At 73.6% G+C, this 13,517-nt stretch carries 11 protein-coding genes; 8 read left to right on the forward strand and 3 right to left on the reverse strand.

All coding sequences use genetic code 11. The features are described 5' to 3' along the window. Positions 1 to 17 precede the first annotated feature (17 nt). Positions 18 to 332 carry a DUF3618 domain-containing protein gene (locus DMB38_RS00085; protein WP_125933399.1) on the forward strand — a complete coding sequence of 105 codons (315 nt, stop codon included), beginning with the start codon at positions 18 to 20 and terminating at the stop codon, positions 330 to 332. 213 nt (positions 333 to 545) lie between these two features. Here DMB38_RS00085 and DMB38_RS00090 read toward each other — a convergent pair whose 3' ends face one another. Continuing rightward, positions 546 to 1,553, reverse strand: coding sequence for an ADP-ribosylglycohydrolase family protein (locus DMB38_RS00090; protein WP_125933400.1), 1,008 nt, complete (start codon positions 1,551 to 1,553; stop codon positions 546 to 548). A 240-nt stretch (positions 1,554 to 1,793) separates the two neighbouring features. After that, complete coding sequence (locus tag DMB38_RS00095; RefSeq protein WP_240661852.1) at positions 1,794 to 5,024, reverse strand: family 78 glycoside hydrolase catalytic domain; 3,231 nt, start codon at positions 5,022 to 5,024, stop codon at positions 1,794 to 1,796. A 299-nt stretch (positions 5,025 to 5,323) separates the two neighbouring features. Here DMB38_RS00095 and DMB38_RS00100 point away from each other — a divergent pair, with 299 nt between their 5' ends. From DMB38_RS00100 to DMB38_RS00125, 6 genes are read left to right on the forward strand one after another with little or no spacing between them, the layout of a single operon-like run. Further along, positions 5,324 to 5,626, forward strand: a complete 303-nt coding sequence (locus tag DMB38_RS00100; protein ID WP_047014232.1) for an urease subunit gamma — start codon at positions 5,324 to 5,326, stop codon at positions 5,624 to 5,626. A 16-nt stretch (positions 5,627 to 5,642) separates the two neighbouring features. Next, positions 5,643 to 5,954: an urease subunit beta gene (locus DMB38_RS00105; RefSeq protein ID WP_125933401.1), complete on the forward strand. Its 312-nt coding sequence runs from the start codon at positions 5,643 to 5,645 to the stop codon at positions 5,952 to 5,954. Continuing rightward, positions 5,947 to 7,668 carry an urease subunit alpha gene (locus DMB38_RS00110; protein ID WP_125933402.1) on the forward strand — a complete coding sequence of 574 codons (1,722 nt, stop codon included), beginning with the start codon at positions 5,947 to 5,949 and terminating at the stop codon, positions 7,666 to 7,668. Before DMB38_RS00105 ends, DMB38_RS00110 begins: the two co-directional genes overlap by 8 nt. A gap of 3 nt (positions 7,669 to 7,671) precedes the next feature. Further along, positions 7,672 to 8,373 (forward strand): urease accessory UreF family protein, encoded by a 702-nt coding sequence (locus tag DMB38_RS00115; RefSeq protein WP_125933403.1) that lies wholly within the window; start codon positions 7,672 to 7,674, stop codon positions 8,371 to 8,373. Between the two features lie 49 nt (positions 8,374 to 8,422). After that, entirely contained in the window at positions 8,423 to 9,154 is a 732-nt protein-coding gene (gene ureG, locus DMB38_RS00120; protein WP_125933404.1) for an urease accessory protein UreG, read from the forward strand. Then, positions 9,151 to 10,011, forward strand: coding sequence for an urease accessory protein UreD (locus tag DMB38_RS00125; RefSeq protein WP_125933405.1), 861 nt, complete (start codon positions 9,151 to 9,153; stop codon positions 10,009 to 10,011). The genes ureG and DMB38_RS00125 overlap by 4 nt, the downstream gene beginning before the upstream one ends. A gap of 65 nt (positions 10,012 to 10,076) precedes the next feature. Here the strand turns inward: DMB38_RS00125 and DMB38_RS00130 are convergent, their stop codons facing one another. After that, positions 10,077 to 12,191, reverse strand: a complete 2,115-nt coding sequence (locus DMB38_RS00130; protein WP_125933406.1) for a glycogen debranching N-terminal domain-containing protein — start codon at positions 12,189 to 12,191, stop codon at positions 10,077 to 10,079. 162 nt (positions 12,192 to 12,353) lie between these two features. Here DMB38_RS00130 and DMB38_RS00135 point away from each other — a divergent pair, with 162 nt between their 5' ends. After that, on the forward strand, positions 12,354 to 13,442 hold the full coding sequence (locus DMB38_RS00135) for a LacI family DNA-binding transcriptional regulator (protein WP_125933407.1): 1,089 nt from the start codon (positions 12,354 to 12,356) through the stop codon (positions 13,440 to 13,442). The last annotated feature ends 75 nt before the right edge of the window (positions 13,443 to 13,517 follow it).

The raw sequence follows: 13,517 nt of genomic DNA on the forward strand, positions 1-13,517 counted from the left end.
GGAGAGGACGATTCATCATGGCAAGCACGCAGGGCAAGTTGCGCGAGCAGGTGGAGACGGCTCGTGGCCGACTGGGTGACGGTGTCGAGGAGTTGGTCGCCAGGACGGGCGTGAAACACCGGGCCGAGAAGGGGGTCGCGGACGTCAAACGGGTCGTCGACGACAAGACGCCGGACCGGGTGCGCCACGCCGCGGGGCGTGCCGGGCATGCGGCCGAGCGGGCGGCCCGTACGGGCAAGAAGCGCCCGGTGCCGGCGGCGACCGTCGTCGGTGGCACGGTGCTGGCGCTGGTCTTCCTGCTCTTCCGCCGTCGCCGGGGCAACGGCCGCTGAGCGGGCGGCCGGCTCGACCGGCACGGTTTCTTCGACGTCGCCCTTCCGGGCTCGGCGCTCCCCAGGTCGCTCGTTCGGCCAGGGGGCACGCCGGGCCCGGACGCCGTTGGCCCCGGCTGCCGCAGGTGCGTCGCGAAGCAGTTGCTCGGCCCGTCACCTCTCGGTGAGTTGCCTGTCTAATCAGGCGGTGATGGCGTACTCGGTGAAGCGGCCCTACTGGTCCCAGGCCGCGCCGAGCGCCAGCAGGCGCTCGCGGTACTCGATGACCTCGACCCATTCCGGTGGCCAGGCCGCCGCCCCGTGGTACGCGCCGGCGAACGCCCCGGCCAGCGCGGCAATCGAGTCGGAGTCTCCGCCGGAGTAGGCGCCGCGGCGCACGGCGGCCGGCGGGTCGTCGGGGTGCTGGAGGAAGCAGAACAGCGCGGTGGCGAACGCCTCCTCGGCGATCCAGCCCTCGCCGGTGGCCAGGCAGGGGTCGGCGTCCGGATCGGCGTCCGGCAGCGCGGCCTCGACCCGGTCGAGGACGGCCAGGCACTCCTGCCAGCCGCGGGAGATGAAGGAGATACGGTCCGGATCCTGGGCGTGCTCGGCCAGGTCGCCCAGCCAGTCGGCCCGGTACAGCGCCCGGTTCGCCTCCGCGTAGGCGCGCAGCAGCGGCAGCAGTTCTTGCGGGGCCGTGCCCTGGGCCAGCAGGTGGACGGTGTGCGCGGTCAGGTCGCTGGCTGCCAGCGCGGTGGGGTGCCCGTGGGTGAGGCCGGACTGCAACTGGGCCGCGCCGGAGCGCTGTTCGGCGCTCAGCCCCGGGATCAGGCCGAGCGGTGCGACCCGCATGTTCGCCCCGCAGCCCTTGGACCCCACCTCGCTGGCCCGCTGCCAGGGACCGCCCCGCTCCAGCGCCTCGCAGGCGCGCAGGCAGGTGCCCCCGGGGGCCCGGTTGTTCTCCGGCGAGTGGTACCAGCTCAGGAAGTGTTCCCGGACCGGTGGTTCCATGCGCTCGGCGGTCAGCGGGCCGTCGGCCAGTGCCGTGTGCAGCGCCTCGCCGAGGGCGAGCGTCATCTGCGTGTCGTCGGTGACGTACGCCGTGCCCGAGGAGACCGGCAGCGGGAGCGTACGCCACTCTCCGAACTTCGCCTCGATCTGGGCGAGGGTGTTGAACTCGGTGGGGAAGCCCATGGCATCCCCGATGGCCAGTCCCAGCAGTGCCCCCGTCGTACGCTTCATCCCGCGCCCACCCCCATCGTTGTTCCGGTCCACCGATCCTAGGAGGCCCGGGCCCGCCAGCGGCGCGTCCCCGGCCCCTTGGCGACCGGCCCGCCCAGCACCGCGCCACCTCCGTCGTCCGGTTCCTGGCCCGAAGCGAGTCGGGGTCGGCGAAGAACTGCGCACGAGCGCGGCAAACGGCCTCGATGTCGGGCGCTGCGCGGGAGCCGGCCGGGTCGCCGGCTCCCGCGCGGCAGCGCTTCAGTTCCCTTCTCGGCAGATGCCTGTCAGCCGGTCGTCATTGCCTACGCTCACTGCCCAAGAGGTGCTGAGGACGTGGCAGCCGGCGTCCACCCGGACGGCGATGCGGTCGCCGTCGCGTTCGCCCCGGACGGGTCTGCCGTCGACGAACACCACCGCTCCTTCGTGGCCCTCGGGTACGGGCACGCTGACCGTCCCGGTGGTGTTGCCGGGCACCCGGACGCCGAGGTCCTGCCGGTCGCCGGACCGGTGGAAGGAGACCGCGATTGTGCCCTTGACGGTCGGCAGCGTGACGGAGCCGAAGCGTTGGTCGCCTGTCTGGGGCTTGACCTGGAAGGTCGCGTAGCCCGGCGAGGTGGGTTCGATGCCGTACATGTCGCGTGGGATGACGTAGGCGGGAGCCGTCGCCCAGGGGTGCGACCAGGTCATGTTGCTCTTCTGGCCGGGGTCCCAGGCTTCGCCGGTGGCGCCGGCGCCGATGTCGAGCATGTGCAGCCAGCCGTTTGTGCCGGTGGAGGTGAGCAGGTCGAGCGCGTCCTGACCGTGGCCGGCGTCGTACAGGGCCTCCAGCAGGAACCCGGAGCAGTAGACACTGCAGGCCATGCCGCGGGAGGCGATGTAGTCCGCGACTGCGCCGCGCTGTTCGGCGTCGTCCGGGACGCCGAACGCCGACGGGAAGACGCTCGCGTGCACCGCGTGGTGGCCGGTCGGGACGTCGTCCCTGTCCAGTCCGTCGTCGTAGGCGCCCTGCTCCGGGTCGTAGAACCTGGTGTTCAGGGCGTCGCGGATCGTCCGGGCCTTCGCCCGGAATTCCTCGGCGTCGCTCGTGTGGCCGAGTTCGCGGGCGATGGTCTCCATCTGCCGGTAGTTGCTGTACGCGAGGGCGTTGAGGACGGTGTTCTGGTCGGTGAACCGGTATCCGTCGCGCTGGCTGTCGGGCCAGTCGACGATGGCGTCGCGCTGGACGATGGTGCCGGTGGCCGGGTCGTAGTCCTCGTCGAGCAGTTTCGGCTTGAGCGTGTCGTAGGCGCGCTCGATCTGGGCGGTGGATCCGGTGCGTTGCCAGGTGTCGTACACGGCGCTGATCACGTACATCGGCCATTCGGTCGGCCAGGTGCGGTTCTCCTCGAAGTAGTCCATGGAGTACTGGCTGAGTGTCGGGTCCTCGGTGAGGTGGAGGTTGGACAGAAGCTGGATGTAGGCGTCGGCCTCGTAGTTGGTGCGTTCGCGAGTCCAGGAGTCGGTGAAGAAGTTCTGGTTGGCGGTCTCGATGGTGTCCTTGGTGAACTGCCAGACGCTGACGAGATCGGGGTCGGAGGACGTCAGCTCGGCCGCGTCGCGGTCGAAGGGGTAGACCATGGCGAGCGCGCTCAGGTTCTCCTTCGTGATCGGGACGGGTGAGTCGACGATGTTCAGGTAGCGGAAGACTCGCATGCCCCAGGTGTCGACGGTCTGCCGGCCGTCTCGGAGGGTGAGCACGTCTTCGTACGTGTTGCCGGTGCGCATCCGGTAGCGGGCGGTGTGCGGAGCCGACAGTTCCTCACCGAATCGCAGCCGGACTTGCTGGTCCTGGCGGCCGTCCAGGGTGAGCCGGACGCCGCCCATCCAGGTGCGGCCGAAGTCGACGAAGTAGTCGCCGCCGCCGAGATCGACGATCTCCTCGGGGGCGTGCGTCTGCTCCTCGACCTTCGCGAACGGTGTGGGGGCGAGCTTCTCGAACGGCTCCTTGACCTCGGGGGCGGTCCAGCCCCGGCCGGTGAAGCCCGGCTTCTTGAACCCGTCCGGGAACGCGGCCATGGCGACGTCTTCCCTTGGGGCGTACCAGTAGTTCGTGCCGATGCTCTCCGTCGACGTCCAGATGTCGCTTCCGGTCCTGGCCTGCCAGCCGGCTCCCGTGCCGAGGGTCTGGGTGGTGCCGTCGGTGTAGCGCACGATCACGTGGGCCTGGAAGCGCCGGTCCTTGGTGGCGTAGGCGATCGCCGAGAGGGTGTGCGGGCCGCGTTCGCGGAGCCGGTCCGTGAGGTCGAAGCCGTCGTAGCGGACCTCGTCGCCGGTCGGGCTCGTCGGCCCGAGCCCGACGAACTCTCCGTCCAGGTACATCTTGTACACGTACTGCTTGGCGCTGGAGAACGCGGAGCCGGTGGCGAAGACGGTGGCCCAGGCGACCTTCTTGCCCGGCGCGAGCGAGAAGTCGTTCCGGAAAAGGGCCCAGTCGTTGGCGAGGTTGACGTTGAGGCAGTCGACACCGGTTCCGAGGCTGAGCGCCCCGTCCTGGACGGTCCCGCAGGGGAAGCCGGCCGCGGGGTCGTCGAAGTCGTTGCGGTACAGCTCGTCGCCGTCGCCGGTCAGGTCGGTGACGCGGACGTCGTCCACGACGCCCGTCTCGCTGCCGCCGTTGCGGAAGCCGATGACCCCCTCGGTGTAGGTGGTGTCGGTACGGCGGTCCACGACGCGGCCGTCGAGGGAGGTGGTGAGGGTGGAGCCGACGGCTTCGATGCTGACCCGGTGCTCGGTGCCGGTCTTCAGCTCCGCCCCGAGCGGCACCGGGGCGCCGGCACGGAACGTGCCGTCGGTCTGGATGTGCGGCACCAGGGTGTTGGGGTTGGCGGCGCCGGCCGCCCGGAACTGCCACATGTAGCCGTTCCTTTTGTCCGGCGACCGGAAGCGCACGCCGAGCGCGGTGCGGGTGACCGTGAGCGTCAGGTCGACGCGGTAGTCGGTCCACTTCTCACCAGCGGGCGGGCGGGGCCACACGGGCGCCGAATTTCCCCAGTCGGCGCCGGGACCTGTGCCGAACGAGGCGGACTCGGACCACCCGGAGGGCCGGTGGTCACCATCCCAGACCTGCACGCGCCACCGGTACCGCTCCCCCGCCCGGAGCGCGGGGCCGGCGTAGCGCACCGCCGACGACTGCGCGGATGCGACCTTTCCGGTCGCCCACACGGGGCGGTCCGTGCCGACGCGCGTCACCTCGATCTTGTACGCGCCCTGCCGGCGCAGCGCCGACTGCCAGCCGAACTCGACCGTCCCCGCGGCGTCCACGTCCGTGGGAGCCGGCAGCGAGTTCGTCCGCAGCCCGGTCGGCGCCGACGGCCGCTCGGGCGCGCGGGACACTCCCTGCTCGTCCGTGGTCCCGGCGGCCGGCGCGGTGAGGGCGGCGACCGACGCGAGCACCGCGGCCACAACCGTGACGGCGCGCCAGGGCCCGGGTCTTCTTCTCCGAAGTCTCATGAGTGCCCCATCCCTCGTTGAAACGATTCAATCCATGGGTGTAGCGGCACCGTATTTCGCTTGAAATCGCGCGTCAATATATGCTGACACGATTCATGGAATCCGATGATGTCCGCTCAGGCCACCTCGGCCGGCGGCGTCGGTGAGCAAGGGACCACGGCAGAGAGGGTGTTGGCCCGGCGGCCCGGCATCGGTGGCGGCGGTCCGTGTAACGCGCCTGAAAAGAGCGCGGGCTAGCGTGGCCGGACTCCGGGCCGGGACGGCCCCGGAGGGAGCCGAGCCGAAGGCAGGTGGGACGTGTGCGACTGACCCCCCGGGAGCAGGAGCGGCTGCTCATCCATGTGGCCGCGGACGTCGCCGAGAAGCGCCGGACGCGCGGCCTGCGGCTCAACCATCCGGAGGCGGTCGCGCTCATCACCTCCCACGTACTGGAAGGCGCCCGCGACGGCCGCAGCGTCGCCGACCTGATGGCCTCAGGCCGCAAGGTCCTCACCCGCGACGACGTCATGGACGGCATCCCCGAGATGCTGCGCGACGTGCAGGTGGAGGCGACCTTTCCGGACGGCACCAAGCTCGTCACCGTCCACGACCCCATCGCCTGACGGGAGGACCGCCGTGATGATTCCGGGAGAGATCCGCTACGGCGACGGGGCCGTCCGCCTCAACGAGGGCGCGGACGTCGTCCTGCTCACCGTGCTCAACGCCGCCGACCGGCCGGTCCAGGTCGGCTCCCACTATCACTTCGCCGAGGCCAACCCGGGACTTGAGTTCGACCGCGCCGTCGCCCGCGGCAGGCGCCTCGGCATCGCCGCGGGCACCTCCGTGCGCTTCGAGCCGGGCGTGCCCGTGGAGGTCGCGCTGGTCCCGATCGACGGCCGGCGCGTGGTGCCGGGGCTGCGCGGCGAGACGGGCGGGGCGCTCGATGGCTGAGCTGTCCCGGGCCGCGTACGCCGACCTCTTCGGGCCGACCACCGGCGACCGCATCCGGCTCGCCGACACCGACCTGCTGATCGAGATCGAGGAGGACCGCTCCGGTGGCCCGGGGCGCGCGGGCGACGAGGCGGTCTTCGGCGGCGGCAAGGTCATCCGTGAGTCCATGGGCGTCTCCCGCGCCGCCCGCGCCGACGGCACCCCCGACACCGTGATCACGGGCGCCGTCGTTCTCGACCACTGGGGCATCGTCAAGGCCGACGTCGGCGTCCGCGACGGGCGCGTCACGGCGCTCGGCAAGGCGGGCAACCCCGACACCATGGACGGCGTGCACCCCGAGCTGGTCATCGGCCCGGAGACCGAAGTCGTCGCGGGCAACGGCAAGATCCTCACCGCGGGCGCCGTCGACGCCCACGTCCACTTCATCTGCCCCCAGCTCGCCGACGAGGCGCTCGCCTCGGGCGTCACCACCCTCATCGGCGGCGGTACGGGACCCGCCGAGGGCAGCAAGGCCACCACCGTCACCCCGGGGCCGTGGCACCTGGCCCGGATGCTGGAGGCCATGGACGGCGTCCCCGTCAACGTCGGCCTGCTGGGCAAGGGCAGCACCGTCTCCAGCGAGGCAATGCGCAGCCAACTGCGCGGCGGTGCCCTCGGCTTCAAGATCCACGAGGACTGGGGGGCCACCCCCGCCGTCATCGACGCCTGCCTCGCCGTCTGCGAGGAGACCGGCGCGCAGCTCGCCCTCCACAGCGACACCCTCAACGAGGCCGGCTTCGTCGGCGACACCCTCGCCGCCCTCGCCGGCCGCACCGTCCACGCCTACCACGCCGAGGGCGCCGGCGGAGGCCACGCCCCCGACATCATCACCGTCGTCTCCACCCCCCACGTCCTGCCCAGCTCCACCAACCCGACCCGCCCGCACACCGTCAACACCGTCGAGGAGCACCTCGACATGCTGATGGTCTGCCACCACCTGAACCCCGCCGTGCCCGAGGACCTGGCTTTCGCCGAGTCCCGCATCCGGCCCACGACGATCGCCGCGGAGGACGTCCTGCACGACCTCGGCGCCATCTCCGTCATCTCCTCCGACTCCCAGGCCATGGGCCGCATCGGCGAGGTGGTGCTGCGCACCTGGCAGACGGCACACGTGATGAAGAAGCGGCGCGGTGCACTGCCCGGCGACGGCCGCGCCGACAACCTGCGGGCGCGCAGGTACGTCGCGAAGTACACGGTCAACCCCGCCGTCGCCAACGGCGTCGACCACGAGATCGGCTCCGTCGAGCCCGGCAAGCTCGCCGATCTCGTCCTGTGGGACCCGGCGTTCTTCGGCGTCAAGCCGCATCTGGTGATCAAGGGCGGCCAGATCGCGTACGCGCAGATGGGCGACGCCAACGCCTCCATCCCCACCCCGCAGCCGGTCCTGCCGCGCCCCATGTACGGCGCCGCCGGCCGCGCCCCGCACGCCAACTCCGTCTCCTTCGTCTCCCCGCTCGCGCTGGACGGTCACCTCCGCGACCGCCTCGGGCTGGGCAAGCCGATGGTCGCGGCCCGCTCCACGCGATCGCTGACCAAGGCGGACATGCGGCTGAACGACGCGACCCCGGACGTACGGGTCGACGCCGACAGCTTCACCGTGACCATCGACGGCGACGTGGTCGAGCCCGCCCCGGCGGCGGAGCTGCCGATGGCCCAGCGCTACTTCCTGTTCTGAGCCATGCCGCCCCCGCCCGCCATCCGCGCCGCGCTGCTCGTACTCGCCGACGGCCGCTTCCCCGCCGGCGGCCACGCCCACTCCGGCGGCGCCGAAGAGGCCGTCGCCGCCGGGCGGATCACGGACGCCGCGGGGCTGGCGGCGTACTGCCGCGGGCGGCTGCACACCGCCGGGCTCACCTCCGCCGCCCTGGCCGCCGCCGCCTGCGCCGGAGCCGACCCGCTCCGCCTCGACGAGGCCGCCGACGCCCGCACCCCCTCCCCCGCCCTGCGCGCCACCGCCCGCAAGCTGGGCCGCCAACTGCTGCGGGCCGCCCGCGCCGCCTGGCCGAACGCGGAGCTGGACGCCCTCGCCGAGGCCCGCCCTCGTGGCGTCCACCAGCCCGTCGTCCTGGGCCTCGCCGCGCGGGCCGCGGGCCTCGGCCCCGGCGACGCCGCACACGCGGCCGCGTACGAGGCGGTCTCCGGGCCGGCGACCGCGACCGTGCGGCTCCTCGGCCTCGACCCCTTCGAGGCCACCGCCGTCCTCGCCCGCCTCGCCCCGGAACTGGACGACGTCGCCGCGCGGGCCACGGCGGCGGGTGTACGTGCGGCCGCCGCGGGCCGGGCCGATGTCGGGGCTCTTCTGCCCGCGGCGGGCGCCCCACTCCTCGACATCGCCGCGGAGGAGCACGCCGTCCGGGCGGCGCGGCTCTTCGCCTCGTAGGCAGACCCCGGCCGACCCGGCCGAGCTCGTGAGAACCCAGGGAGACGGCATGCACCGCGACCACCCCGAGACCGCTCCGCAGCGCTACACCTACGGCACCGCCGCGCCCCGCCTCGGCACACCCCCGGCGCCGGCAGGGCCGGCAGGGAGCTCCACCCGCGCCACCCCGCGCCGTGCCCTCCGGGTCGGGCTCGGCGGTCCGGTGGGCTCCGGCAAGACCGCCATCGTGGCCGCGCTGTGCCGGCTGATGCGCGACGAACTGGCGCTGGCCGTCGTCACCAACGACATCTACACCCGCGAGGACGCCGAGTTCCTGCTCCGCGAGGCCGTACTGCCGCCCGAGCGGATCACCGCGGTCCAGACCGGCGCCTGCCCGCACACCGCCATCCGCGACGACATCTCCGCCAACGTCGAGGCCGTCGAGGAACTGGAGGCGACGGTGGGGCCCCTCGACATGGTGCTCGTGGAGTCCGGCGGCGACAACCTCACGGCCACCTTCTCCCGCGGCCTGGCCGACGTGCAGCTCTTCGTCATCGACGTCGCGGGGGGCGACGACATCCCCCGCAAGGGCGGGCCCGGCGTCACCATGGCCGACCTGCTCGTCGTCAACAAGGTAGACCTCGCCCCCCACGTCGGCTCCGACCTCCGGCGCATGGCGCGCGACGCGCGGGCCCAACGCGGTGAGAGACCGGTCGTGTTCACCTCGCTGGCGCGAGAGGGGGGCGTACGGCCGGTCGCGGACTGGCTCCGCGGGCGCGTCGCCGCGTGGCGTACGGCATGACGGACCTCGGGGCCGCACACGCCCACCGTACGGACGGGCCGGCCCCGCGCCCGCCCGGCCCCCGCCGGCCCGCCGCGCGCGGGCCCGCCAGCGAAGTCCGCGCCCGTGCCCGTATCACCGCCGCCCCCGACGGGCGCGGCGGCACCGCACTGCCGGAGCTGGCCGGGGACGGGCCACTCGCCCTGCGCCGGATCCGGGCGGGCGCCGGGGAGGCGCGGGTGTGCCTGGTCGGGGCGATGGCCGGGCCGCTCGGCGGCGACCGGCTGGGGCTCGACGTGCGCGTCGAGGCCGGGGCCGCCCTGAGCGTCACCAGCGCCGCCGCGACCCTGGCACTGCCGGGCACCACCGGCGAGCCCGCCCGTTACGACGTGCGCCTCACCGTCGGCGACGGCGCCGTGCTGCGCTGGCTGCCCGAGCCGCTGGTCTCCGTGCGCGGCAGCCGACTCCACGTGGCCTACCGCGTCCACCTCGCCCCCACCGCCCGCCTGGTGCTCCGCGAGGAGCAGGTGCTCGGCCGCGCCGGTGAACCGCCCGGCCGGCTCGTCTCGCGCCTCACGGTACGCAGCGGCGGTCGCCCGCTCCTCGACCAGACCACCGACTACGGCCCCGGCGCCCCTGCATGGGACGGCCCCGCCGTGCTCGCGGGCAACCTCGCCGCGGGACAACTGCTCACCGTCGCTCCCGAGTTCCATGACGCTCCGGCCGAGCCGTGTGTCCTCGCCCCCGGCCGCGCCGTCCTCACCCCTCTGCCTGGCCCCGGTACCCTCGCCACCGCCGTGGCGCCGGACGCCCAGCTCCTCCGCACCCTGCTGGAGGATGCCCAATCCCGGACCACCTACCTGCATCAAAAGGCCTGAAGGGTGCTACAGGAGTGGTGTCATGGCGGGCGGCCCGCGTGCCGAGAACGCTCGGCCGTGCCGGTTCATCCCGCGGTCTGGACCGCGATGCCTGGAGGCGCCTGGATCGTCGGGGTGCCGTCGGCGGACAGGGCGATCTCCAGGGGCGCGCCGGCGAGTTCGAGGCCCGTGGCGCGGAGAGGGAGAAGGGCTCGGGGGACCTGCGGGGAGATCGTCAGTGTGGCGTGGGGAGCGTCGGGGGCCAGGCCCAGCAGCGACTGCAGGACCAGGACCGCGGACGCCGCTGCCCACGCCTGCGGGCGGCAGGCCGCCGGGTACGGGGCCGGACGGCTGCCGGAGTCCGTGCCGTAGCCGGCGAACAGTTCCGGCAGCCGGGCGTCGAAGTCGCCGGATGCGTGGAGCAGGCCGGTGGCCAGGGCGACCGCGGGCTCCGGGAAGCCGGCGCGGGCCAGGCCATGCACGGCGATGGCCGTGTCGTGCGGCCAGACCGAGCCGATGTGGTAGCCGAGCGGGTTGTAGCCGCCGGAGTCGCTGCTGAGCGTGCGCAGTCCGAAGCCCGAGTCGAGGTCGCTGCCGGCGAGCCGCTCGGCGAGCAGCGCGCTCTCGTCCGGTTCCAGCAGGCCGGTGCCCAGCAGATGTCCGAAGCCTGAGGTCACCGAGTCGACGGGGCGCTTGTCGCGGTCCAGGGCGACGGCGGGGTACGGGCCGCGGGCGTCCTCGACCCAGAATGCCTCGCGGAACCGGGACTTCAGGCGCTCCGCCCATTCCTCCCAGCGGTCCGCGCCCGGCCGGCCGAAGGCGCGCAGCAGCGCGGCTCCGCCGCGGGCGGCCTCGTAGGCGTAGCTCTGCACCTCGCACAGGGCGATCGGCGGCGCCGCGAGCCGGCCGTCGTGGTACTGGATGCCGTCGCCGGAATCCTTCCAGCCCTGGTTGGCCAGGCCGGCGCCGGTCGTGTCGACGTACTCCAGGAAGCCGTCACCGTCGGCGTCGCCGTACTCGCTCATCCAGGCCAGGGCCCGCTCGGCGTGCGGCAGCAGCGCCTCGACCTCGGCCGGGTCAAGACCCCAGCGCCAGGCGTCGTGCAGCAGGGTCACCCACAGCGGGGTGGCGTCGACCGTGCCGTAGTACACGGGCGGCAGCGACGCGGACTTGCCGGACAGGCGCAGGCCCGCGCGGCGTACCTCGTGGAGGATCTTGCCCGGCTGCTCCTGGGTGGCCGGGTCGGTGACGGTGCCCTGGCGGCGGGCCAGGATCCGCAGTGTGCTCGCGGCGAGCCGGGTGCCGAGCGGCAGCAGCATCCGCGCGGCCCACAGCGAGTCGCGGCCGAAGAGCGTGGCGAACCAGGGGGCTCCGGCCGCGAGGAAGAGATCGTCGGGGCGCCGGGGGTCGGCCAGCAGGAGCCGTTCGAGGTCGGCGTGGGACCGGTCGAGCCAGGCGTCGAGCCGGCGGTCGGCGCTGCGCACCCGGGGGGTGCGCCAGGGTGGGCTGCCGGGGGCCGCGGCGGGGAACGGCTCGCCCTCGGCGTCTTCGGCGGTGCACACGAGGTCGGCGTCCCACACGTCGCCGGGGGCCAGTGCCACGTCGTAGTGGAGCCGGCCCCCGGCGGCGCCCGCCTCGATGCCGGTGGGCGCGGGGAAGCCGGTCAGCCGTACCGTCACGGTGGCGTCGGTCCAGACGAGCGTGGTGCCGGTGGCGACGTCGATCGCGGCAGCGGCCGGGCCCGGCGGCCGGCCCGCCTTGACCTGCTCCATGGTGGCCAGGTCGGTGCCCGCGTCCACGGTCAGCCGTATCAGCGCCGGGATCCGGCCGGAGTTGCGTACCCGCAGCGACTCCGTCAGCCGGCCCGGGGCGGTGGCGCGCCTCCGCTCCAGTACGACGGCGGGGTCGGCGGTGGTCTCGGCGACCCCGCGCAGCACGGCGCGGAAGAGCGCCCGGTCCGCGCCTTCCAGCCCGCCCGAGACCGGTGCCGCGGGCCCGGCGTCGGCGGAGACCGACAGCCGTGCCAGGGCGCGGCGTTCGCCGTGGTAGAAGCCGTCCGCGCCGTCGTGTATCTGCCCGTCGGGCCGGGAGACGGCGAAGGCCGGCGCATGCAGCGTGACGACACGGTCGTGCAGAAAGGGCTGCAGGCCCGCGTGGGAGACCGATTCGACGCCGGTCCCCTCCGGGGTCTTGACACTCATCTCAGGTGAGGACCAATCTCTGAGGCATTGGAGCGTTCCAAGAAATGTAAGCGCAGTTCAAATGGATCACAATCCTTTGGATCGCTCCAACCCGCGGTGCTTCAGCGGCTTTCACGGAGCTCCGCGGACTGTCACCGGGAGCACGGCGCAGGAGGGACAGCCATGGCAGAGCTGTCGGGCCAACGGGCGGGAGCGCCCCAGCGGGCAGGGACGACCGGGAACGTGACGCTTGCGATGGTCGCCGCACGCGCGGGGGTCTCCCCGCAGACCGTCTCCAACGCCCTCAACTCCCCCGACCTTCTGCGCCCCGACACCCTGGAGCGCGTACGCCAGGCCATCGACGCCCTCGGCTACCGCCCCCACCGCGCCGCGCAGACCCTGCGCACCCGTACGAGCAAACTCCTCGGCTACGGCATCCAGCCCGTGCCGCCCGGTACCGCCACCCCGGTGCTCGATCACTTTCTGCACGCGCTCTCCCAGACCGCGGACGAGGCCGGCCATCGCATCCTGCTGTTCGCCGCCCCCACCGGGCCCGGGTTGCTGGAGGCGTACCAGGAGTTGCTGGACACCCACAACGTCGACGGCTTCGTGCTCAGCGGCACCGCGCACGGCGACCCCCGGCAGGCGTGGCTCGCCGGGCGCGGCGTACCGTTCGCCGCCTTCGGGCGGATGTGGTCGGGGCGGAAGGTCGGCGACTGGGTCGACATCGACAACGCCGCCGGCACCGACGCCGCGGTCGAGCACCTCGTCGGCCTGGGCCACGAGCGGATCGCCTTCCTCGGCTGGCCGCGCGGCTCCGGCACCGGCGACGAGCGCGCCGCGGGCTGGAAACGCGCCCTGCAGCGCCACGGGCTTCCGGTGCGCGGCCGCCGTGCGGAGTGCGAGGACGACGTGGAGGCCGCCCGGCACGCCGCCGGCCCGCTGCTCGACGCTGGCGCCACCGCCGTCGTCGCGGCCAGCGACACCCTGGCCGTCGGCTGCTACCGGGCGCTCGCCGACCGCGGCCTCACGCCGGGCACGGACGTGGCCGTCACCGGCTTCGACAACACCCCCGCGGCGCCGCTGCTCACGCCGAGTCTGGCCAGCATCGCGCAGCCGCTGGACGCCGCGGGCCGCGAGTGCGTCCGGCTGCTGCTCGCCCGTATGGCCGACCCCGGCCGCGCGCCCGAACGGCTGCTGCTGCCGCCTTCGTTCGTCGTCCGTGACTCCGCGGCCCCCGCAGCGGGGCCGCAGCCGCGCACACGTCACTGAGCCGTACGGCACCGAGCCGTACCCCCCGCGTACCTCCCCCGCACCGCATCCACGTACCGCACCCCCCGTATCCCG

The sequence above is a fragment of the Streptomyces sp. WAC 06738 genome (assembly GCF_003945505.1).
Taxonomy (GTDB): Bacteria; Actinomycetota; Actinomycetes; order Streptomycetales; family Streptomycetaceae; genus Streptomyces.

Excerpts from the sequence above, each read along its gene's own strand:
- DMB38_RS00105 (WP_125933401.1), top strand. The coding sequence starts at position 5,643 with ATGATTCCGGGAGAGATCCGCTACGGCGACGGGGCCGTCCGCCTCAAC.
- DMB38_RS00135 (WP_125933407.1), top strand. The coding sequence starts at position 12,354 with ATGGCAGAGCTGTCGGGCCAACGGGCGGGAGCGCCCCAGCGGGCAGGG.
- ureG (WP_125933404.1), top strand. The coding sequence starts at position 8,423 with ATGCACCGCGACCACCCCGAGACCGCTCCGCAGCGCTACACCTACGGC.
- DMB38_RS00110 (WP_125933402.1), top strand. The coding sequence starts at position 5,947 with ATGGCTGAGCTGTCCCGGGCCGCGTACGCCGACCTCTTCGGGCCGACC.
- DMB38_RS00125 (WP_125933405.1), top strand. The coding sequence starts at position 9,151 with ATGACGGACCTCGGGGCCGCACACGCCCACCGTACGGACGGGCCGGCC.
- DMB38_RS00090 (WP_125933400.1), bottom strand. The coding sequence starts at position 1,553 with ATGAAGCGTACGACGGGGGCACTGCTGGGACTGGCCATCGGGGATGCC.
- DMB38_RS00085 (WP_125933399.1), top strand. The coding sequence starts at position 18 with ATGGCAAGCACGCAGGGCAAGTTGCGCGAGCAGGTGGAGACGGCTCGT.
- DMB38_RS00115 (WP_125933403.1), top strand. The coding sequence starts at position 7,672 with ATGCCGCCCCCGCCCGCCATCCGCGCCGCGCTGCTCGTACTCGCCGAC.
- DMB38_RS00095 (WP_240661852.1), bottom strand. The coding sequence starts at position 5,024 with ATGAGACTTCGGAGAAGAAGACCCGGGCCCTGGCGCGCCGTCACGGTT.
- DMB38_RS00130 (WP_125933406.1), bottom strand. The coding sequence starts at position 12,191 with ATGAGTGTCAAGACCCCGGAGGGGACCGGCGTCGAATCGGTCTCCCAC.